Source organism: Synechococcales cyanobacterium T60_A2020_003 (genome assembly GCA_015272205.1).
Classification (GTDB): domain Bacteria; phylum Cyanobacteriota; class Cyanobacteriia; order RECH01; family RECH01; genus JACYMB01.
In genome coordinates, this window is the sequence record JACYMB010000125.1 from 1 (window position 1) to 22075 (window position 22075).

At 51.2% G+C, this 22075-nt stretch carries 20 protein-coding genes and 1 pseudogene; 13 read left to right on the forward strand and 8 right to left on the reverse strand.

All coding sequences use genetic code 11. The annotated features are described in order from the left end of the window. Nucleotides 1–1134: cation-translocating P-type ATPase (locus tag IGR76_06400; GenBank protein MBF2078146.1), on the reverse strand; the 1134-nt coding region annotated here is incomplete at its 3' end. Between the two features lie 135 nt (nt 1135–1269). Here IGR76_06400 and hisA point away from each other — a divergent pair. Then, a complete protein-coding gene (gene hisA, locus IGR76_06405; protein MBF2078147.1) occupies nt 1270–2043 on the forward strand; it encodes a 1-(5-phosphoribosyl)-5-[(5-phosphoribosylamino)methylideneamino]imidazole-4-carboxamide isomerase in 774 nt (257 codons plus the stop codon). A gap of 314 nt (nt 2044–2357) precedes the next feature. Here hisA and IGR76_06410 read toward each other — a convergent pair whose 3' ends face one another. The 4 genes from IGR76_06410 to IGR76_06425 form a co-directional block, all read right to left on the reverse strand. Then, nucleotides 2358–3635 (reverse strand): aminotransferase class I/II-fold pyridoxal phosphate-dependent enzyme, encoded by a 1278-nt coding sequence (locus IGR76_06410; GenBank protein ID MBF2078148.1) that lies wholly within the window; start codon nt 3633–3635, stop codon nt 2358–2360. Between the two features lie 112 nt (nt 3636–3747). Beyond that, the gene (locus tag IGR76_06415) at nt 3748–4866 is read right to left on the reverse strand and encodes an aromatic ring-hydroxylating dioxygenase subunit alpha (protein ID MBF2078149.1); all 1119 of its coding nucleotides are present in this window, start codon (nt 4864–4866) and stop codon (nt 3748–3750) included. Between the two features lie 367 nt (nt 4867–5233). Continuing rightward, complete coding sequence (locus tag IGR76_06420) at nt 5234–5668, reverse strand: 23S rRNA (pseudouridine(1915)-N(3))-methyltransferase RlmH (protein ID MBF2078150.1); 435 nt, start codon at nt 5666–5668, stop codon at nt 5234–5236. Nucleotides 5669–5683: 15 nt separating this feature from the next. Continuing rightward, nucleotides 5684–6157 carry a DUF4281 domain-containing protein gene (locus IGR76_06425; GenBank protein MBF2078151.1) on the reverse strand — a complete coding sequence of 158 codons (474 nt, stop codon included), beginning with the start codon at nt 6155–6157 and terminating at the stop codon, nt 5684–5686. A gap of 56 nt (nt 6158–6213) precedes the next feature. Here IGR76_06425 and IGR76_06430 point away from each other — a divergent pair, with 56 nt between their 5' ends. The 8 genes and pseudogenes from IGR76_06430 (at nt 6214) to IGR76_06465 (ending at nt 14016) form a co-directional block, all read left to right on the forward strand. Then, on the forward strand, nt 6214–6351 hold the full coding sequence (locus IGR76_06430) for a hypothetical protein (protein MBF2078152.1): 138 nt from the start codon (nt 6214–6216) through the stop codon (nt 6349–6351). A gap of 98 nt (nt 6352–6449) precedes the next feature. After that, nucleotides 6450–6857, forward strand: a pseudogene (locus IGR76_06435) (chloride channel core). Between the two features lie 175 nt (nt 6858–7032). Then, nucleotides 7033–7242, forward strand: a complete 210-nt coding sequence (locus IGR76_06440) for a hypothetical protein (GenBank protein ID MBF2078153.1) — start codon at nt 7033–7035, stop codon at nt 7240–7242. Between the two features lie 452 nt (nt 7243–7694). After that, nucleotides 7695–8768 carry an amino acid ABC transporter substrate-binding protein gene (locus tag IGR76_06445; GenBank protein ID MBF2078154.1) on the forward strand — a complete coding sequence of 358 codons (1074 nt, stop codon included), beginning with the start codon at nt 7695–7697 and terminating at the stop codon, nt 8766–8768. A gap of 245 nt (nt 8769–9013) precedes the next feature. Beyond that, a complete protein-coding gene (locus IGR76_06450) occupies nt 9014–10180 on the forward strand; it encodes an ABC transporter permease subunit (protein MBF2078155.1) in 1167 nt (388 codons plus the stop codon). Nucleotides 10181–10230: 50 nt separating this feature from the next. Then, on the forward strand, nt 10231–11451 hold the full coding sequence (locus IGR76_06455; GenBank protein ID MBF2078156.1) for an amino acid ABC transporter permease: 1221 nt from the start codon (nt 10231–10233) through the stop codon (nt 11449–11451). Nucleotides 11452–11621: 170 nt separating this feature from the next. Beyond that, on the forward strand, nt 11622–12347 hold the full coding sequence (locus tag IGR76_06460; protein MBF2078157.1) for an amino acid ABC transporter ATP-binding protein: 726 nt from the start codon (nt 11622–11624) through the stop codon (nt 12345–12347). Between the two features lie 223 nt (nt 12348–12570). Beyond that, on the forward strand, nt 12571–14016 hold the full coding sequence (locus IGR76_06465; GenBank protein MBF2078158.1) for an NAD(P)/FAD-dependent oxidoreductase: 1446 nt from the start codon (nt 12571–12573) through the stop codon (nt 14014–14016). 72 nt (nt 14017–14088) lie between these two features. Here the strand turns inward: IGR76_06465 and IGR76_06470 are convergent, their stop codons facing one another. The 3 genes from IGR76_06470 to glnA all read right to left on the reverse strand — a co-directional run bounded on the left by IGR76_06470 (nt 14089) and on the right by glnA (nt 18687). Further along, nucleotides 14089–16737 carry a DUF3536 domain-containing protein gene (locus IGR76_06470; GenBank protein MBF2078159.1) on the reverse strand — a complete coding sequence of 883 codons (2649 nt, stop codon included), beginning with the start codon at nt 16735–16737 and terminating at the stop codon, nt 14089–14091. Between the two features lie 49 nt (nt 16738–16786). Beyond that, a complete protein-coding gene (locus IGR76_06475; GenBank protein MBF2078160.1) occupies nt 16787–16960 on the reverse strand; it encodes a hypothetical protein in 174 nt (57 codons plus the stop codon). Between the two features lie 305 nt (nt 16961–17265). Then, complete coding sequence (gene glnA / locus IGR76_06480; GenBank protein ID MBF2078161.1) at nt 17266–18687, reverse strand: type I glutamate--ammonia ligase; 1422 nt, start codon at nt 18685–18687, stop codon at nt 17266–17268. Nucleotides 18688–19256: 569 nt separating this feature from the next. Between glnA and apcB the strand changes: the two genes are divergently transcribed. The 4 genes from apcB (at nt 19257) to IGR76_06500 (ending at nt 21888) form a co-directional block, all read left to right on the forward strand. After that, nucleotides 19257–19766, forward strand: coding sequence for an allophycocyanin subunit beta (apcB, locus tag IGR76_06485; protein ID MBF2078162.1), 510 nt, complete (start codon nt 19257–19259; stop codon nt 19764–19766). Nucleotides 19767–20134: 368 nt separating this feature from the next. Beyond that, the gene (locus IGR76_06490; protein ID MBF2078163.1) at nt 20135–20308 is read left to right on the forward strand and encodes a hypothetical protein; all 174 of its coding nucleotides are present in this window, start codon (nt 20135–20137) and stop codon (nt 20306–20308) included. 325 nt (nt 20309–20633) lie between these two features. Next, nucleotides 20634–21278, forward strand: a complete 645-nt coding sequence (locus IGR76_06495; protein MBF2078164.1) for a hypothetical protein — start codon at nt 20634–20636, stop codon at nt 21276–21278. 268 nt (nt 21279–21546) lie between these two features. Continuing rightward, on the forward strand, nt 21547–21888 hold the full coding sequence (locus tag IGR76_06500; GenBank protein MBF2078165.1) for a type II toxin-antitoxin system PemK/MazF family toxin: 342 nt from the start codon (nt 21547–21549) through the stop codon (nt 21886–21888). Nucleotides 21889–22075 lie beyond the last annotated feature (187 nt).

The following is a 22075-nucleotide window of genomic DNA, read 5'->3' on the forward strand; positions in this document are numbered from 1 at the left end:
AAACGTTAAGGCGGCAATGGTCATGACCCCGTAGGTGAAATATCCGGCCACCTCATCGGCGAGGGTCTGGATGGGGGCTTTGCGGGTTTGGGCGGTTTCGACCAGGTGAATAATCTGAGCCAGGGTGGTTTCGCGCCCGACGCGAGTAGCTTTGATGGCGATCGCCCCAGACTGGTTTAAGCTACCCGCCACCACTGCATCCCCCGGTTGCTTCAGCACAGGCATCGACTCGCCAGTGACCATCGATTCATCCACCGTCGTTTGTCCGGCCACCACTTCACCATCCACGGGCATTTTGTCCCCTGGCAACACTTGCAGCCAGGTGCCGACGGCCACAGTGGCAGCGGGAACCTCGGTGGCCGTAGGCGTTAACGGCGAATCCGTCCAGGTCGAGTCAATCAGTCGCGCCATCGACGGTTTGAGTGCCACCAAGGCATGGAGGGCAGAGGCGGCGCGGTGGCGTGCCTGCTGTTCGAGGGTGCGCCCCAGAAGGATGAAGCCCAGCAACATCACAGGTTCATCAAAAAAGCACTCCCATCCCAACTGCGGAACGAGCAGGGCAACGGTACTGGTGACATAGGCGGTGCCTGTTCCCAGGGCAATTAACGTATTCATATTGGGCGCATTTCGCCCCAAACTGCGCCAACCGTCCACCATAATGCTGCGACCGGGGATGCTCAGCGCTAGGGTTGCTAGCCCAAAATGAAACCAGATGGAACTCAGAACCGGAATCCGTACCCAGCCGAAATGGTCTAAATGCCCAATGGCGGACAGAACCAGGAGGACACCTGCGATCGCCACTTGCCGGAGTTGGGTCTGGCGCTCTTGTTGCTGGCGTTCTTCCCAATCCGTTGCGCGATCGCCCGTTTCGGTGTCCAGGTCTTGATGCGGTTGGGAGGGAAATCCAGCCTCCGTGAGTCGTGCTGCGATCGCCTGGGGGTCAACCTCTTCACCACACTCAACGAGCGCCATCTCCGTCACCAGGTTTACCGTTGCGGAGAGTACGCCGGGATGCTGGCACAGTTCGTTTTCAACCACTTTCACGCATCCGGCACACTTCATGCCGCCTACGTCAAGGGTAATTGAGGTCGATGATGCAACAGGGGCGATCGCAGAATCTGGAGTCACGGTCATTAGGGCACGCATTAAAGGTCTATTCTGAGCCTAGGCGAAATTGCTGCAATTGCCTACCCACCATAGCTTGAGAATATCTTGAGATTGGAGCGTGCAATTCTCGATAGAATCAAACAGTGCAAGACGAGGGCCGCTATGGACGTTATTCCCGCAATTGATCTATTAGAAGGACGGTGTGTGCGCCTATATCAGGGCGACTATGAACAGTCAGAGGTTTTTGACGAAAATCCGGTAGCCGTAGCCCAGCAGTGGGAAGCTCAAGGGGCAGCCCGGCTGCATTTGGTGGATTTGGATGGAGCAAAGGTTGGTCATCCGGTCAATTGGGCGGCCATTGAAGCCATTGTCCAGGCGGTTTCGATTCCGGTGGAAGTTGGCGGTGGACTGCGGGATTACCAAAGCGTTGCAAATTTGCTAGCTCTCGGTGTGCGTTGGGCGATTTTGGGAACGGTCGCGGTCGAGCAATCCGCCTTGGTCGAAGAACTTTGTCAAGAATTTCCAGGACAGATTATCGTCGGCATTGATGCCCGCAACGGTAAGGTTGCTACGCGGGGATGGCTGGAAACGTCCGAGGTTGATGCCATTGAACTCGCTCAGCGAATGACGGATATGGGCGTCGCTGCCATCATCTACACCGACATCCATCGCGATGGCACCCTCCAAGGTCCCAATCAGCAAGCCCTCCGTGAGTTGGCCTCTGCGATTTCAACGCCAGTGATTGCCTCCGGTGGCGTCAGTTCTCTAACCGATGTTTTGGGCTTGCTCGCCCTAGAGCCGGTGGGGGTTTCCGGCGTCATTATTGGACGTGCCCTCTACACAGGGGATGTTGTGCTGAAAGAGGCGGTACGCGCCGTGGGGAACGGACGCTGGCAGGATGTGCCCCCCGACTTGGGTTCCTCTGCCTTTGCGTAGGCGATCGTCCCTGTTGCAAAACCCGAATTAAGTCATAAAATTGCGCTCCATGCGAACCATAGAGCGCAAAGAGCTTTTATTGCAACCAAAGAAAGATTTGGTTAGGACAGGGTTCAGGGGTTTCACCCCTGCGTGGGGGCACTGTCCCCATCCCCCCTTTGTCCTCGCTGTCTCTTCTACTGCTAACTGCTACATATAGCGTTCCTACATGATTTATGAAAAAGATGAGTTGTGAAATGTGCGCCCCGACGGGGCGCACATTTCACAATCCAAATAGGATTGCTATAAATAGGATTGCTATATAAGGATGAATTCTAAGCGCTAATCGGCTTGTATACGCGATCGCGCGTCGCCACCACCCCTTCAATTAAGCGATCCATATCTTCGCGAGTATGCAGCGCATTGGAGGTAATCCGCAGACGCGGCTTGGCAATAAACCAAATGGGGGAAATCCACAGTCCGTAGTCGTTCATCAACGTCCGTGCAAACACTTTGGGGTTCACTTCTGGTGGCAAAAGCACCGGAACGACGTTCGTTTCACCGATCGCCTCAAATCCATTCTCTGCAAGGCGCGATCGCAGATACTTGGTATTGTCATGCAAACGCTTCACCAACTCTGGAGACTGACGCAGCTGACGAATGCTTTCCAACGCGGCTGCCGTGGTGGGGGCAGGCAACGAAATCGTGCCGATTGAGGTGGGCGATACGTTGAGTAGTGGAATCAGCTCTGAGACATGGGAGCTAATCGCCGCTCCCGCTGAAGCGGCAAACTTCGAGAAGGTGGTCATAATCAGTGGAGTGACACCCCGCTCAATGGCATCTTGGGGCGTCATCCCAAAGTACTCATAAATGCCGCGCCCGGTAGCACCCAATGCCCCACTGGCATGGGCTTCATCCATTACCAAAACGCTGCCCTCGTAGTTCGACATAATGTCGATCATTTCCGGCAGAGGCGCAATGTCTCCGTCCATTGAGAACACGGCATCGGAAATCACCATCACCCGATCATCTGGGCGAATGTAGCGCTTCATCTTGCGGGCGAGATCATCCATATCACAGTGGCGATAGGCACGCACCCGCACCTGAGGACTATGGCCGAACAATTTGCCAGAGCGGGTTCCCGCATTGGCGATCGCCGATACGATGCAGCCGTGATTCAACACATCGGTGAAGATAATCGTTTCGCGTGTGTGCTGAAATCCGGGTACTGGAATAGCTAGATGGCAAAACGCATCCATCAGCGCTTGCAGTGCCATCCACGCATTCAAAAAGAGCTGGGTATGCTGCAGATGCTTAAACTCAGAAATTTCTTTTTCCAACTGCCGATGCAGATCAATCCGTCCGCTGAGTACGGAGCAAGAGCTGTTCGAGGTTCCATACTGCAAAATAGCGTCAATGGCAGCTTGTTGAACGGCTGGATTGTGCACAAGTCCCAACACATCATTCGTACAGAATGTCAGGACAGTACGGCGTTCCCCCGTTGATGCGTCTTCAATATCAACGAGATTCCCTTTCTTGCCATGACAAATGTACTCGTCTGGGTCAAGGCCGCTCTCGTACCAACGCTGAACATATTCTTTAACGACTTGCACAGTTTACTCCCCTCACCATATGTTTTGATTCTCTGATGGCCCATGAAACGGGTTTTGAACAATTACCCCACTGAGCGCCCCGGATAACTCTAACCCCAAAATCCTGCCGTCTTCAAACCAGCGCATCGGACTTAGATGATGCCTGATCGGCTTGAAAAATGGGCGAACCAGACAATTGACTTGATTGTTGCATAAATTGTTCATACTGCCGAACCATTAGTCGCTGCAGAGCAATAATTGCTGGATTAATCTCTACATAACGCCTAGAGGGATTATCCAGATAGACAGCCTGCTCACTTTCCATCATTTCTATATCTTGATTCAGAAATGGTCGCAGCATAAAGCGCTGAATTACCCAACTCAGAGCAGGCTTAATCGGCTGAATCAGCCATGACGGTAGATTAACGCGGAAAAAAAATAGGGCAAACGAGCGACTTTCTGCAACGTCTACCGGAAGCCGCATCAGGTAGACCGACGACACTCCCTGGAGTGTGCTTTTGTAGTGGGGATAGAGATACTGAATGGTGACGGGTAATGTTGTAACCTCGTCGGCGCTCTCACTCAAGCCTAGAAACTTAGCCAGGTGACCTTTATAGGACACTTGGTACTCGGCTCGAATTGAAGCGTCCGTTGCCTTCAAATCCAAGAGCACAGGGTTAAACCACCCTTGCAAATCCTGATGCAGTTCCCCATGGAACACATCCATTGCGTTTTCATTGCAGACAGTGAAATGGGCGTTGAAATGAGCGGTAATGGGCACCATGACCCACTGATCATCACCGTACTCATCCACCTCAATCAGCGGCTGCTGCGCTGCTAAAGATGGATCACCAGGAAAGACCCAAATCAAACCGTACTTTTCCTGAATGGGATAGCGGCGAGCTTGGGCACAGGGAAGCTTTTGGCTTTCGGGAAGGTAGGGAATGCGAACGCACTCTCCTGTATTGCCATCAAATTCCCAGCCATGGTACGGACAGGCAATATGTTCCCCTCGAACCTTACCCCGGTGGAGTTCAACCCCCCGATGGGGACAAGCATTCTCCAGCGCGTGCAGGACACCATGGTCATCGCGATAAATGGCGATCGCCTGCTTCCAAACCTTGACTGATTGGATTTGTCCAGGTTTGAGCTGGTTTGCCCAGCCCGCAGGATACCAATAGTTGGGATTGATACCCACAGTTCGGACAACGTTTTGGACGGTATGACCGTTTAATGTTGTCGTCAGATCCATACGCACACCGACCCTGTACCCGTTACTTCTACAACAGTGCTATGCAAGACACCAAAACAGTTTAGTATCAATTTGTAAAAATCGGGCAATGTTTATTCCGCATGGCAAACTGTCACACATATCCCCTTGGGACTGCGCTGCCCGTGTCAACCCTAGTAGGCTGACATCTGCCTTGACGCTACACCACGCTTGGCAGAGATTACACTCAGTTTTGCCTACAGGAGAGGCATTGGAACAGAAACTCCGATTGTAGAGGCCGCCATTGGCGATCGCCAATACATCATGCCCTACTTCGTATACATCAAGCTTTGACCCCTCAATTCCCAAAAAAGTTTCCGGTCGGAGGGGATAACACCCGAAAATCTGGTCAGGAGCGATGATACCCAGTGTTCTGCAAAATCGATTTGGCTCGATAAAGCTGTTCCACCAGAAATAATCGCGCCATCTCGTGGGTAAACGTCATCGCAGAAAGGCTGAGTTGATACCGACTGCGATCGCTCAGGGAGGTGTGCGTACCCTCCGGCCCTCCAATGGCAAATACAAGGGACTCAGCGTGCGATCGCTCCATAAATCGGGCAAACTCCTCTGACGACATTGCCTTACCCCGTTCCGACATCACCACCAACGTTTCATGCGGGCGCATGGCCTCCAAAATTTTGGCAGCCTCTCGTTCAGGGGTGGAATCTTTGACTTCGACAATCTCTAATTCTGGCAAGCGCTTCCCATACTCCCGAATGCCCTCTAGGATCCACCGTTTCTTGACCTTACCGACGGCGATAATCCGCGCCCTCAATGCCAGCATGTCTAGCTAGTTCTCCTACTCTGGCTGGGCAGATTCAGATGCATTTGATTGTGCTGTCTCCAAACGACGATTCCCGAATAAGGGCTGAATCGCCTGTGTTGCAATGTGAGACAGCAATCCTAGCGGTCCCGCAAACAAACATAAAATTAGAGAATGAATAGTCCAAACACCAGTCCGTCGTCCTTCTAAATAAATCCAACGTCCCGCCAGCAAATCCATCACCAGAAAATGAACCCATCCGGTGAGTGCTACCCGCTCATCCCCAAACAATCGTGCAATATCGGAAAGTGTGGGGTTCGCAAAGGACTGAGCAGAGTCTGCGGTTAGACTGGTTGCAAAAAGGTAGGCATATAATCCGGCCAATGGTACAAATGGCAACAATGAGGTCATCCCCCGTAGGGTTACTGACCAACGGGGCAGCAGAATCATACCCAGCCAAAACGGCAACACATAGAGATTGGCAAGATTGAACAGAACATCTAGCGTCATGATGTATCAAGGTAGAGCTACGAGCAGAAATTAATGTCAACCGGACTGTTAAGCTGATGTCAACCGGACTGTTAAGCGTCTGTCTCGCCATTCCCAGAAAACAGGGAACAACCGGACTAACTCCGCTGGAGATCAGCATTAGCGTTCCTGCTACGTTGTCCAGCGATCGCATCAAAAATTGGCTGATGGATTAAGTGCTACCCAGATGCAGGGTTTATCAACACAACTGTATTTCTGTATTTCTGTCGTTAGGGTGGTGCTTACATTTTGACTTAGACGAGAGTTTACTGCGATGGCAAATGACCAATCACTACCTCTGGTGACTAGAGTCAGCACGTGGACCGTCGGGGGTCTACTTGGAGGGTTGGTTGGCTCCCTGACTGCGGTCATGCTGACTCAGGCGATTAAGCAAATCCTTGATTTCGTCTCTGGCCTGGGTACCCTCTGGTGGCTGCTGCTGCCACTGCTCGACGTCACATTGGCGGTGCTGATCCTGTTTGGACTGGATAGGGGCGCATCGGTACAAACCTTAGTCCCCCAGGATGTCAGTCTTGATCAGCAGCCTCAGCAGACCTGGTACTCGTTCCCCCATGACGTTGCTCGAGCCGATCTGACGGGGGAGGTGGTGAACACTGCCGGAGCAGAGGAGACGTTCCCCTGGGAGCGGGCACCGTTGCGTGCCCTTGCGATCCTGTCTACACGGCGGCGGTTGTGGCAGGGGGGGTGGGGGCGTGTTACTGCCCTCCACACACATTAAGTTATTCTGCAATTGGGTGTCCTTTTGTAAAACTTGTTGCCTCTTTTGTGAGAAACCCTCTGGCGGAGTAGAAGAGTGTATACAGTAAAAATAAAGAAAAGCTTAAAAAGAGGTCGCCATGACTCCTTTACTGCTAAGACACCTGTGGTCTGCTGTTGAAGAAACACAAACGAACTTGATTCTGAACCTGGATGATAACAGTTTGGTTCAGTCCCTCTTGGGCAGGGTTCAGCAATTGCGATCGCTCGATGGTAGTGAAAGCGATGCCCTAAGCGAATACATTCAGGCCAAGCTCCCCCTCATTCGCGATCTTGCGGAGGGACGCTAGCGCCCCCTAGCGATTCCCGACGACCAGTCTGCTGGGCAGCCTCTAAGCTTAGCCAGGGCTGAAGCAAATTAATTCTGCTACTTCATAACGCCTCAGGGGTTGTCCACTCAACGCTGCAACGAGATGGTCGATCACTGCATAACCGTGTAGTTGGATACAAAACAAATCGTTAAAGCAGGGGAATGTTAAGAATTAATTACTGAGCGAAAACATCGGTTACAAAATCGATGTTTGTTTTTCGATCATGTCAATCTAAATGCGGGTATTGGGCCTGCACAAGCCTAATATTTGTGCTGTACTCTTGCGGTTTGTGAATGCTATCTGAGACACTTTCCGACAAGCATTGCGTGTAGAATATTCGGCAACCGTGGTTCAGTATCCACGTGTCGGACATCTGCCGCAGTGATGGTTCATAATGCATGTTTTGTAGCTGAGAAGAGAGAACAATAATTATGCGTAAGTGGGGTTTCCTACTCGCTGCTGCTGGAATGGTAGCGCTTACAGGCTGTGGAGGCGGAACAACGACATCGGCTGATTCTCCTGATGCCACTGCTGCTCCTGGGGCAGGAGCGAGCCGTTTAGATACCGTGACTGAACGGGGTGAGCTGGTCTGTGGTGTAGACGGAGGCATTCCTGGTTTCAGCTTTGTAGACTCCAGCGGTCAGTACTCCGGTCTAGATGTAGATGTGTGTAAAGCTGTGGCCGCCGCAATTTTTGGCGATGCCAGTAAGGTTCAGTACCGCAATCTAGACTCTACGGAGCGTTTCACCGCTCTGGCCGGGGGTGAGGTAGACATGCTGTCTCGAAACACCACCTGGACCAGCAGCCGAGATGCCGCAGGCGGCAACGGTCTAGAGTTTGCGCCAACCACCTTCTACGATGGTCAAGGCATGATGATTCGGGCTGATAGCGGAATCGAAAGCCTAGAAGATTTTGAAGGCAAGTCGATTTGCGTTGAGACGGGTACAACGACCGAACTCAACCTCACGGATCGGATGCGCGAATTGAATGTAACCTTTACTCCGGTTGTATTCCAAGATGCAGATGCTGCCTATGCCGCATTTGCGGAAGGCCGCTGCGAAGGCATGACATCGGATAAGTCTCAGCTTGCGGCTCGTCGTACCACCCTGCCTAGCCCCGATGACTTCATGCTGATGGATGTCACGATGTCTAAAGAACCGCTAGCCCCTGTAACTATCAACAACGATTCTCGCTGGTTTGATGCGGTGAAATGGGTAACCTACGGCTTAATACAGGCAGAAGAGTTTGGCATTACCCAAGCCAACGTTGACGAAATGCTGAACAGCGAAAGCCCTGATATTCGTCGCTTTTTGGGCGTTGAGGGTGACCTCGGTACGCAGCTAGGCTTGCCCAACGATTTCATGGTATCCGTGATCAAAGCGGTCGGGAACTATGGTGAGATCTATGATCGCAACGTTGGAGAAGGCTCTGAGCTGAAAATCCCCCGAGGATACAACGCGCTTTGGACGGATGGTGGCCTCATGTATGCGCCTCCCTTCCGTTAAGACCTGAAACTTGACAGAGATGGAGTCTCAATCCATCTCTGTTCATTTTTTATGATGATTATCAATTTCTTAGGGCAAATTGAGGGCTGACTCCATCTAACCTAGATAGTGCTAAAAGATGACGACGTCAGTAAGTTTCAAACGCTCAGTTTTGACGCATCCTAACGGTATCAGAGTTTAATTTTAAGTGTCGGCTAGCTTGATATAGTCGTGCAATATACGGGTTCAATCGCGAGACAAACGAGATGACCATAGGCACCGAAGAAAAGATTCCCCTTTGGCGAGACGAACGCTTCTGGAAAATCGCCTTTCAAGCGATCGTTGTAGCGATTCTGGTGGTAATGGCCAGCATCTTGATTGGCAACCTAAATCGCAATATGCAACAAAAGGGAATCCAGTTTGGCTTCAGCTTCTTAAGCAGTCCGGCTGGATTCAGCATTGGTGAAACGATCCTTCCATTCTTACCCAATGACCCCTACATCCGGGCGCTGATGGCAGGTATGGCAAACACCCTGCGCGTGGTGGTTTTTGGTATTTTCTTCACCACGATTTTAGGAATTGCTGCCGGAATTGCCAGTTTTTCAAGCAATTGGCTGGTTCGCAAGCTTAGTTTTGGGTATGTCGAAATTGTGCGGAATACGCCGCTGCTGTTGCAACTCTTCTTCTGGTATTTCGCTGTTTTCTTTGGTCTACCCAAACCGGATGAGCCAGATGTGTGGTTGAACTCTGTCTTCTTGAGCAAAGCCGGAATCTACATTCCCTGGCCGGGGAATACGGTTTCGGTTTGGTTATGGATCGCGATTTTGGTGTTAGGGGCGATCGCCACCTTGTTTATCTGGAAATGGCGCACCTACCTGATGGTGGAGCGAGGCGAGTCAGGCAAACCGCAGATCATTGCATTGGCGGTGCTGGCGATCGCCGCCATTTTGATCTTCATTTGGGGCCTTAACTGGCAATTTCCATCCATCGGCGACAATGGTCAAGCCAGTGGTGGCCTCCGGCTTTCCTTAGAATTTTCGGCATTGTTAGCGGGTCTAGTTTTCTACACCGGGGCGTTTATTGCAGAGATTGTGCGGGCTGGCATTCAGTCGGTGTCTAGGGGACAGTGGGAAGCGGCGCGATCGCTGGGGTTACAGCAGGGCTTGGTCATGCAGCTTGTGGTGTTTCCCCAGGCGCTGCGCGTGATCTTGCCGTCCCTCAACAGTCAGTATCAAAACCTGACCAAGAACTCTAGCTTAGGATTTGCGATCGCCTATCCTGAAATCTACTCGGTTTCAAATACCACCTATAACCAAACCGGGCGTCCGGTCGAGGTCTTTATTCTGATCATGGCGGCGTTCTTGTTAACGAACCTCATGATTTCGGCGTTTATGAACTGGCTCAATGGTTCAGTGCAACTGAAGGAGCGCTAGCGCTGTTAGTTTACTGTCTCTTGAATTGCAGTTAATCTTTACCATTCACCATGACTACTGCCTCTCCCGAACACGTACCGATGAAAGCGCCTCCCGCTGCAAAGCAGATGAGCCCTGTGGAATGGCTCAAGAAAAATCTGTTTAGCAATTGGTTTAATTCGCTGCTGACGATTATTGTGGCGCTTGTCCTATTCCAGTTTATAGGTGGATTTTTCCATTGGGCCTTTACAACGGCACAGTGGCGAGTGATTCCAGCGAACTTGCCGCTATACATCGTGGGATTGTATCCTGCCGACCAGTACTGGCGAATTTGGGTGCTAACGGCAATCATCGTCTCCCTATCGGGTTTAACGTGGGGAGTGCTGGCTCGGAACGTGGCGCGATTGTATAGCCGTCCGGTGTTGATTGGCATTGCGATCGTGGGTGCGCTTGCCGTACTAACGCCTACTCCACCGTTGTACCGCTTGCTGCTGCTCGGGTGCGTTGCCTTGGTGGTGGCAGGAGCTTGGATTGGGCGATCGCTAGGACAGCGGATCAGTGAGATTGGACGCTGGCTGTCGGTGGCGTGGATTTTGCTATTTCCCGTGGCGATGTGGCTAATCGGCGGAGGACTGGGACTGCCAGCGGTGCGGTCGGATAACTGGGGCGGATTGATGCTGACCCTACTTACGGCGATCGCCGGTATTTTGCTCTGTTTCCCACTGGGAGTGATTCTAGCGTTGGGGCGGCGGAGTCCATTACCCATCATTCGCTGGCTTTCAACAATTTATATTGAGTTGATTCGGGGGATTCCCCTCATTGCAATTCTGTTTATGGGACAGGTCATGATTCCGCTGTTCTTGCCAGAAGGGATGCGACCCGACCGAATTCTCCGAGCCATTATTGGTTTGACTTTATTTAGTGCGGCCTATCTTGCCGAGAATGTGCGCGGTGGATTGCAGGCGATTCCCAGAGGCCAAACGGAGGCGGCAAACGCCTTGGGTCTAAATACGCCGAAGACCCTCGCCCTCATCGTGCTTCCCCAGGCGCTCAAAGTTTCGATTCCGGTGATTGTCGGTCAGTTTATCAGTTTGTTTCAGGATACGACGCTGTTGAGTATTGTCGGTTTGTTAGAACTTTTGGGCATGGGGCGATCCATTCTCGCCAACCCAGAGTTTCTCGGTCGCTATGCGGAGGTCTATCTATTTGTTGGCGTGATTTTCTGGGTCTTCTGCTACGCCATGTCTTTGGGGAGCCGACGACTAGAAAAAGCTCTCAGTTCAGAGCATTAGGGCAAATCTGGGTTTTGGCAAATGGCTGAGACGATGGTTCGATGCCAAACTACAAGAAACCTGCCCATCGGAGACAGATTTGAGTATATCGTGTTGCTGAATTAGGAAAACAACCCATGACACAACCTCACGCGGATGCAATGACTACCCACGCAGCCGGAAACGAAACTATGATTATTGCTGAAAACGTGGAGAAGTGGTACGACAACGGTTTCCATGTGTTGCAAGGGGTCAGTTTGACCGTTCAAAAGGGGGAGGTTGTCGTAATCATGGGGCCATCCGGCTCCGGGAAGTCAACCTTTATCCGAACCTTCAATGCCCTAGAACCGTATCAGAAGGGGCGGATCACCATTGACGGAATTCACCTCACCCATGACCTGAAGAATATCGATGCGATCCGTCGCGAAGTGGGGATGGTGTTCCAACAGTTCAACCTCTTCCCCCATTTGACCGTTTTACAGAACGTCACCTTGGCTCCGATCTGGGTGCGGCGATGGCCGAAAGCCAAGGCCGAGGAAGTGGCGCTGCAACTGCTGGAGCGAGTCGGAATTCTACAACAAGCGAAGAAGTTTCCAGGACAGCTTTCGGGGGGACAACAGCAGCGGGTGGCGATCGCCCGTGCTTTGGCGATGCAGCCTAAAATTATGCTGTTTGATGAACCCACGTCGGCGCTTGACCCAGAAATGGTGCGCGAGGTGCTGGACGTGATGCGAACCCTGGCGGATTCGGGTATGACGATGGTGTGCGTGACCCACGAGGTGGGCTTTGCGCGGGAAGTCGCTGACCGTGTGGTCTTAATGGCCGACGGTCTTCTGGTTGAAGAAGGAACTCCGGAAGAATTTTTCAATAATCCCCAGGAAGAGCGGACGCAAAAGTTCCTGTCTCAGATTTTGTAGATCGGCAGATTTTTAATCCTGCGGGGTGTCGGTAAAACGAGAGGGCTGTTTCTAGGCTGGTCACCGTGGGATTGATGAAGCTTGGATGGGGTTCTCTTGATAATATGTAGAACTGTATCGATTGATGCGTTGGTAGGCTGCGATCGCACGATAGTCTGGTACTGACTGAAGCGGTGTCCTGCCTTGCTTGCCGTCAAAACTATAGTTCTTCGGAGTTTCGCGTATGTCAGCAGAGCAAAATGGGCGATCGCCTCATCGGATTGTCATTGTGGGTGGAGGCTTCGCAGGACTCTACGCGGCAAAAGCGCTGGGTAACACCGCTGACATTCACGTGACTCTGATCGACAAGCGCAACTTCCACTTATTCCAACCGTTGTTGTATCAAGTGGCAACCGGACGGCTTTCTCCGGGGGATATCTCGTCGCCGCTGCGGGGGATTCTCAGCCATCACCGCAACACAACCGTACTCATGGGCGATGTCCTCGATATTGATCCAGAGCATCAGCAGGTTGTTTTACGAGATGCTCCTGCCGTTCCCTACGATAGTTTGATTGTGGCCACAGGGGTTAGCCATCACTACTTTGGGAAAGATTGGAACGACATCGCCCCCGGCTTAAAGACCATTGAGGATGCCCTGGAGATGCGTCGCCGTATTTTTCTGGCCTTTGAAGCGGCAGAGAAAGAGACTGATCTGGAGCGTCAGCAATCGTTACTCACCTTTGTCGTTGTTGGGGGTGGCCCAACAGGAGTGGAGTTAGCGGGAGCCTTAGCCGAGCTTGCCTTCCACACGCTCAAAGATGACTTCCGCAATATCGATCCGCAGCAAACGAAAGTGATTTTGCTAGAGGGGATGGATCGGGTGCTGCCTCCCTATCCGCCAGAATTATCGCTGGAAGCAGAAACATCTCTCAAGTCTCTAGGGGTAGATGTGCGTACCAGTACCCTGGTGACCGACATTCAAGGCGATGTGGTCACGATCAAGAGTGGAAATGACATCACCACGCTGCGATCGCAAACCGTGCTTTGGGCTGCCGGAGTCAAAGCATCACCCATGGGGCAAGTGCTGGCTGACCGCACCGGAGTTGAATTGGATCGGGTGGGTCGGGTCATCGTGGAACCCGATTTTTCGATTGCAAACTATCCCAATATTTTTGTGTTGGGGGACTTAGCCCACTATGCCCAAGATGGTAAGCTCTTACCGGGGGTGGGCGCAGTGGCAATGCAGGAAGGAGACTATCTGGCACGACTGATTAAATGTCGGTTGCAGAATAAGTCCATCAAGCCGTTTCGATATCTCGATCAAGGCAGCCTTGCCGTGATCGGACGCAACGCCGCCGTCGCGAATATCTGGAATTTCCGCATGTCGGGCATTCCGGCTTGGCTGATCTGGGTATTCGTCCACATCTATTACTTAATCGAGTTTGATAATAAGTTGGTGGTCATGGTGCAGTGGGGCTGGAACTACCTCACCAATCACACCGGATCGCGCATTATCACTGGACGAGATGCCCTCAAACCTTTTGGAGCGCCACCTGGATCACTTGGTATCCTTCACGAGCGATTTATCACTGGACGAGATGCCCTCAAACCTTTTGGAGCGGCGATCGCTGAAACACCATCAACCGGGACAGCAGGAAAGGCTACAGATCGAGAAAAAGCTAGCGTTTAGGGAATCATCTTGAAATCGATACAGGATGACCTCTATTCCTCGATCTGCCAGCCAAACACTACCTCTGCAAGCCTAGGCGATCGCCTTTAGCCAGCAGGCCACATCAACAGCAAGGGTCGATCCGAGGGTGAGCAGAAGCCATACCTGGTTGCGATCGCGCTCTGGAACCGATAGCCCTGGAGGGGGAATAAAGCTAGGATCAATCGCCAACACATCAATCCCCCACGTTTCCATTAGGGGCAGCAGTTGTCCGCGCAGATGTTTGACGTAAAGTTCCTGGGCGCGATCGAGGGACAAGTTCAGGTGAAGCAACGTCCCGACATGGATAAGACGCTCAATCCAACTCACGATGTCGCCAACGGTCTGCGCCTCTTGTTCCTGGAACACATGCCAGAGCGATCGCAGAATCAGCTGTTCGAGTCCCTGCTGACCATCGGGCAAATTCAGGCGACAGTGAAGACTGTTGGCTTCCGTCACGATCGCCTCTAACTCCGCTAGATGATTCATACAGCTTGATAAATTGCCATTTGGAAAATCCCCCGCATCCCGTTCGAGCGATCGCAGCGTCATCGCCGCCCGATGACTAATGGCCACCTCGGCGGCCACTTGCAGCTCAATGGGAACCTCCAACTCATCCCGATGGAATGCCATTAAAACGCCATAGTTATCGCGATACACCTGGGTATACAGCTGATCGAGGCGGGTTAAGGTTTCCTGGCTGAGCAGACGCATAATCCGATGTCGCTCCTCCGCAAACAGGTTTTGGAGGCTGTAGGACTGATCCCCAAATACCCGATTCATCGCCAGAATAGCGTGGGCGGCACTCGCTTGCTTCAGGGCGCCGAACACATCCTCTTTCATTTGGCTATAGTCCCGCTGCCCGGAGGAGGGTTGGATACAGCAATGAAAATCCCATCCCCCTAAGTGCAGGACGGCAAAGACCAAATCCTCACGTTCGGTGGTGATGTCAGACGTTAGCTCAATCCGACCAACGGCAAGGGTTAGCGATCCCATCCGCTGAATCTGGTAATCCAACTGCTTAGCGCGATAGCAGTAGACCCGCTGTTCGCGATTGTAAGTGGTAAACAAAGAACTAATCGCGTAGTGGGCAGCAACCTGCTGGAGATTGATTTGGGACGGAATCACAAGCTGGCGATACACGGTCGATCCATTGCGGAAAGACTCAACATTGCTCGGCGCATCGGCAAGCTGATACACAAACGCCTCTTCCAGGCGCGTTCCCGTCACTTCCGCCGCCAGCTCGATTGCCCGCGCCGCATAGCGCAGAATTTGCACCCCCTCTGGCCGGGAAAGTTCATCAAAAAACCAGCCACAACTGGTGTACATCAGCAGGGCGTGGCGCTGCATTTCCAGGAGTCGTAAGGCATCCACCCGCTCTGCATCGCTCAATTCATGGGTTTGGTGGGTCGTTAGGAACTGATTAAGGTTGCTAGAGGAGCGATCGCGAATGACGTGAATATATTGATCCCGTGCCTGCCAGGGATCTTTCAACAATGGACGGGCAGCATCTTCGTATACCGTCATCAGGCGATCGCGCAACCAGTCTAAACTTGTCCGCAACGGACGCCGCCATTTTTGGTTCCAGGTGCCGCCACCGCCGCAACCACAATCGTCTTGCCAACGATCGACACCATGACAGCAACTCCAAGCGGTCACGGGCTTTAGCTCCACTTCCCAGGTTGGTGGGCTAATGCTGAGGTAATGGGCGTAATTGGTCACCGTCCAGCCCCGTTTGGGAAACTCATAGGCAAAGGCATAGGCCACGGCTTTCTCACGACCGGGCTTATGGTGACCAAAGGTTTCGCCATCGGTCGCCATCGAGATGAGCTGTGCCGGACGATGATCCCCGCGCACAGCTTGGGCGATCCGTCCTGCGAAGTGTTGCGAACTTTCCAGCACTTCGTTAAAGCCCATATCCCGCGAAATTGGGCCATCGTAAAAGAAGATATCGAGATAATCCCGCTGGGGATCACCATCGGGCAGAAAACAGCGATAGGGACGGGTCGGATCGATCTGGCTGCCGCCTACCTCTAGCCAATCCGGTTCGGGATCGGCGTCACTGGCAAAGGGGCGACAGCGCTGCGCCTGGGACGGAGCCAGCACAATGAAACGAATACCTTCCTCAATTAATGCAGCGACGGTAGCATAGTCCACCGCAGCCTCTGCCAACCACATGCCTTCCGGTTCGCGACCAAAGCGCGATCGAAAATCGGCAATACCCCACCGAATTTGGGTTTTCTTATCCCGCGCATTCGCCAAGGGCATGATGATGTGGTTATACACCTGGGCGATCGCATTGCCATGACCATTAAGCCGATCGCAACTGCGGCGATCGGCTTCCAAAATCTGCTGATAGGCTTCGATGTCGTAGCGCTCTAGCCAGCTCATCAGTGTGGGGCCGATGTTAAAGCTGAGATACTCGAAATTGTTGATGATTTCGATGAGTTCGCCGCGATCGTTGAGAATTCGAGCGAAGGCATTGGGACGATAGCACTCGTGGTGAATTCGCTCATTCCAATCATGGAACGGGGCGGCACTGGGCTGGCGCTCAATCGCATCCAGATAGGGATTTTCGCGCGGTGGCTGATAGAAGTGGCCATGGACGGTGACATAGATCCCAGTGGCGGTTTTCAAGGGATCAATCTGGGGATCGCTGATTGGAGGGGCGATCGCCACTTGAGGAGTGGAGTTCATAACCATAGGACAACTATTAAATCTCGTTAAGGGGATCAGTACGTTTGGACGATCCCTAGGCGGGAATCATCATCACATCATGAAAAAGATTTGGGAACGAATCGCTAGAGTCCAGCAAAACTAAGCGATCCCCGACTTTTTGTTGAAGAAAAGCTAGGGCGATCGCCGCTCTAGGATTACCCAAGAGCGATTGGAACGAGTTGAATTGGGAAAAAATCTGACTACGCATAAGAGCAGACGAAATGCTGCTATCTTCTCCAGCGCAACGGCCTATCTAGGGAGCAAAAATGCTTAATCTGGGATTTTAGGTGTTGTTAACCCAGATACATTAAAAAGATCTTGGCAGAATAGCATGGTTAGCACTAAACGATCTTGTAGGTTTAGCCCAGCTTATATCCCTCAAAAGTATAGCTCATGTTTTTTCGGTCGCCTCATAATCACCAAACAACGCAACAAAAAAGCGGCATTCAAACAAATGCCGCTGTTCTGAATTTAGGAAACTATGGGAAATAGCTAATTCCCGAAACTGCGCATTTAGCAGTCGTAGTACAGCGCAAACTCGTAGGGATGGGGACGCAGACGCATAGGGTTCACTTCATTGTCCAGCTTGTACTCAATCCAGTTGGTGATGAAGTCTTCGGTGAACACGCCACCCACGGTCAAGAAGTCATGATCTGCTTCCAGAGCTTTCAAGGCATCCAGCAAGGAACCTGGGGTTGAAGGAATCTTCGCCAGTTCCTCAGGGCTGAGGTCGTAGATATCCACATCCAGAGCCTCTCCGGGGTGAATCTGGTTCTTGATCCCGTCGATACCTGCACACAGCATGGCTGCAAATGCCAGATAGGGGTTGGAAGTAGCATCGGGGCAGCGGAACTCCAGACGCTTCGCTTTCGGATTGTTGCCAGAAAGCGGAATCCGAACGGAGGCTGAGCGGTTGCCCTGGGAATAGGCCAAGTTGACCGGAGCCTCAAAGCCAGGAACCAATCGCTTGTAGGAGTTGGTGGTGGGGTTGGTGAGTGCCAACAGGGCTGGAGCATGCTTCAGAATACCACCGATGTAGTACAGTGCCATGTCGCTCAGTCCAGCGTACTTGTCACCCGCAAACATGGGCTGGCCGTCTTTCCAGATGGACTGGTGAGTGTGCATCCCCGATCCATTGTCATTAAACAGCGGCTTCGGCATGAAGGTAACGGTCTTGCCGTACTTGCGAGCCACGTTCTTGATGACGTACTTGTAGATCATCAAGTTATCGGCAGACTTCACCAGCGTGTCGAACCGAATACCCAATTCGCACTGACCACCGGTTGCAACTTCGTGGTGGTGCTTCTCGATGGGCACGCCGCACTTCGCCATCGTCAGCAACATCTCGCTCCGCATGTCTTGGGAGGTGTCGGTCGGCGCAACGGGGAAGTATCCTTCTTTGTAACGAGGCTTGTAGGCTAGGTTTCCACCGGGCTCTTCCCGCCCGGAGTTCCAGCGACCTTCGATGGAGTCTACATAATAGAACGCCTTGCTTTCAGTTTGATCGAAACGAACGTCATCAAAGATGAAGAACTCTGCTTCTGGGCCGAAGAATGCGGTGTCACCCAGTCCTGAAGCCGCCATGTAATCTACCGCTTTTTGAGCGATCACGCGGGGGCAGCGATCGTAGGGCTCTCCAGTACGGGGTTCTTTAATGCTGCAAATAACGCTCAGCGTTGGTTCTTCCATGAAGGGATCGATCCAAGCCGTGGTGGGATCGAGAACCATACACATATCGGATTCGTTAATGGCCTTCCAGCCCCGGATGCTGGAACCGTCGAAGGGCACACCATCAACAAAGCTACTTTCATCGATTTGGTCTTGGTATACCGTCAAGTGCTGCCAAATCCCTGGCATATCGATGAACTTTAGGTCAACCAACTGGATATTCTTCTCTTTAATCCAGTTCAAGACATCTTGTGCAGTCTGAGCCATGAATTATTCCTCGCTTCTGGGCTATCAAGTATGACTGACGTAGCAAGGTGTGGAGATTAGCTAACGGCAGAGGAGCGATCGCCCACTCTATCCCGTTTGGGAAGCCTATCGGTTTCACCTTCGCATTACCAACACCTCAGCGCTCTCATTAACTCGAGAGAGGGCAACCTAATGACGGAACCTTGTAATCAGCTAAAGAGCTCTAGACTGCTGCGTCACGTATTGCCGCTGGTAATGGGAGTAGCATCTCTACGTTTTTACACCTGAATCATCCTAGAAACAGGCTCCTCCTTATTTTGTATCCAAAGATACAAAATCTAGATTCCATCTCAGAGAATATTGCGTGCGCGGCAAATCGCACATAAAACTTAACAATATAAGCCCCCCCGAACCAAGACCCAGAGAGGATTACAGCAAACGCACCGTGATACACTGGTCACTGAACAACCCTCGATCGCCGCCATCGAAATACGGTTTAGTTCAGTGCTTTGCGGCGCAAGTTTAAGCTGTCGCAGTGCTTTTAATAAGTAGATGTCGATTTTACAGATAAGTATTGGGAGACAAGTTTCATGCGGGACGCGGTGACAAGTCTGATTGGTAATTACGATGTCACAGGTCGCTATTTCGACCAAAACGCAATGGACTCGCTGAAGTCCTACTTTAGTTCTGGTTTAGCACGTGTTCAGGCGGCAGCCGTGATCAATTCCGATGCAGCATCCATCGTTAAATTGGCAGGCTCTCGACTGTTTGAAGAGGTGCCAGAATTAATCCGTCCGTCCGGAAATGCCTATACAACCCGCCGCTATGCAGCATGCCTGCGTGATATGGACTATTACCTCCGCTACGCGACTTATGCGCTGGTAGCTGGCAATACGGATGTTTTAGATGAGCGAGTCTTACAAGGTCTGCGGGAGACTTATAATTCTTTAACTGTGCCGATCGCCCCAACGGTGCGTGGCATTCAAATTATGAAGGATATTGTGAAGCAGAAAGTAGAAGCTGCGGGGATTGAACCAGGCGAGTGGCTCGATCAGCCGTTTGACCACATGAGCCGTGATCTCAGTGAGTCTGATCTTTAATTCACAACTGATGCCTGCACTGGGTGAAAGATTTGTTTAGTGGTTAGGTGCCTCCGTCTTGACGAACGGAGGCATTTCTTTATGCGGTAGTGCTACACAGGTAATGATGCGTTGTAGTGGTGGATGAAATTCCACAGCAAACCAATGCGATTACGCAGACTCTTGGAAAAGGCTAAACTCCGACGGACAAACCGTGAGACCCACTGTTGCAAGGTGTTGTTGAATCGTTCATGAATCGCTCAATAGTAATTGGTTAGCCTCGTTTCCTTGTCTACCGCTTGGTGTCGTTTGCTCGGTAATACAGCCTGATAAGCCTCCCAAGGGTCGATATATATCACCGCACACTGCCGATAAACTCCGGGTATCGATTGCCATCCCGCCAACGCAGGCTCAGCCGAGCGATCGCCATTCCCCGATTTGGCTTGTTAGGTGCAGCTCTGGCAACGGCCTTTTCGATGATGCTGAGGAATGGGTGGCTGCATAGGTTAGTCGTTAAGTATTTGCAGGTGCGGCCTTCGATTCTGTTTGCGTTTCAAAACTGAGTTGAATGAAAGACAAATCATTTACAGATTCAGTTTTGTAGCAAATGTCATGTGTCACTCGGGTTTGAACTCTAAAATTATACGGAAAGTTTCCGTATAACTCCTGGAAATCTGGATATTATTGAGAAAGTTTCGGTTGAATTGTGAAAAATCAGCATTTCAATAGAAACTTTCCGTATAACTCCCTGGAGTAGGGGTATTATACGGAAACTTTCCACATAATAAATTGTTAGCCAGTTATCTTGTCTGTGGAGGCATAGCTCTAATTCATGATTCGGGATGGTTCGCCTCTCTGTTCTTGTGCGTAGTACAAATAAATACTTTTATGTCTGGTCAGTTTTCTGATGAATATGCGCTTACATTAGATCACCTGTCGGTGGCGCTACAGAACTCCTACGACAACCTGAAGGAAGTGACGCTTTCCAAAGAAGACTTGGATTACTCCAGGCTGGTTGTTAATCGGTTACGAGCTTTTTACTGTGCTCAAGACAGCATCAAGAAGTTTCTTGATAAGCGAGTTGCACAAGCTGGTGCAGACTTTTTTGTAGAGGTAATCCTTTTCTCGTTAAAACTTTTTAATGAGATTGAAAGACTAAATTTGGAAGTCGCCTCAGAACGTGCGATACAGCGCAAGCGAAAGGCAATCCGACCTGATATCAGTATTTGGAGAGGAGATACTCTAATTGCTGCTGTTGAATGCAAAACTCAGCTTGGCTGGAGGCGACATGACTGGGCTGTCCATTTTGACGACCGTCAAGAAAAACTGCAAGAAATTTTTCCGGGCGCAAAAATATTTCTGCTAGTCATGACGAATTGTAACTGGTCAGGCTTTGGGAATGACCCAAGATCAGGTCAACAGCTACTCTGCCTTCTCAAAGACTGCTGGCCGACACAGATTTCCCAAAGCTTCGACCCGCTGATACTAGAGCACCCAATTGAACGCCTCCTTGAGCAAGTTAAATGCCTGTAGGCCAATGTTAGCGGTGATTCTAATGAAACATACTTAGGCGCTGGCAACTATGCTAGGGTTTAAATAGGTATTCAATGCAATTCTATGACTGCCTTAGCCCAAGAAATTCTCAACAACTTCGATAGGTTACCTGATACAGAGCAGCTAGAGATTGCTTTAGAAATCTTGAGGCGAGTCATTAATTTTGATTTTCCACCTCTGACAGACGAGGACTTAACCTTAAATGCAGAGGAGCTATTCCTAACCTTGGACCAGCAAGAACCAGATTATGAGTAGCCCTGTTCGTGGTGAAGTTTGGTTGGTGGATCTGGGCTACGTTGCAAAGGTTAGACCATGTCTAGTGGTTAGCATTCCAGCTCTGATGCAAGATCGAGCTTTAGCGACACTGATTCCTCACACGACAAGTGCAAGAGGCTCCCGCTTTGAGGTTGATGTTAAAGTAAGGTTTTTGAAACCGGGAGCCTTTGATGTTCAGAATCTCGTTACGATTCCGTATTCTAAGCTCCTGAGAAAACTAGGAGAATTGGACTCAGAGCAGTTATCACGGGTCGAGGATATTTTACTTTTCTGGTTGGGGTTTGAGGATATAGACCTTGATGAGGAATTGTAAAAACTTGGCATAGCTTACCGTTGGCTAACAATGCCCATGCACACCGACCGCCGAAAGGTTTCGGCTATGATGCAAAGGTTATCTGTGGCGGGTGATGGGCAACGTTATCATGCTCCCGCACAAAGATAGATAGTACCTGGTCACCGCAATAAGAATTGTTAATGAGAATGGCTGAAGCAGCTACATT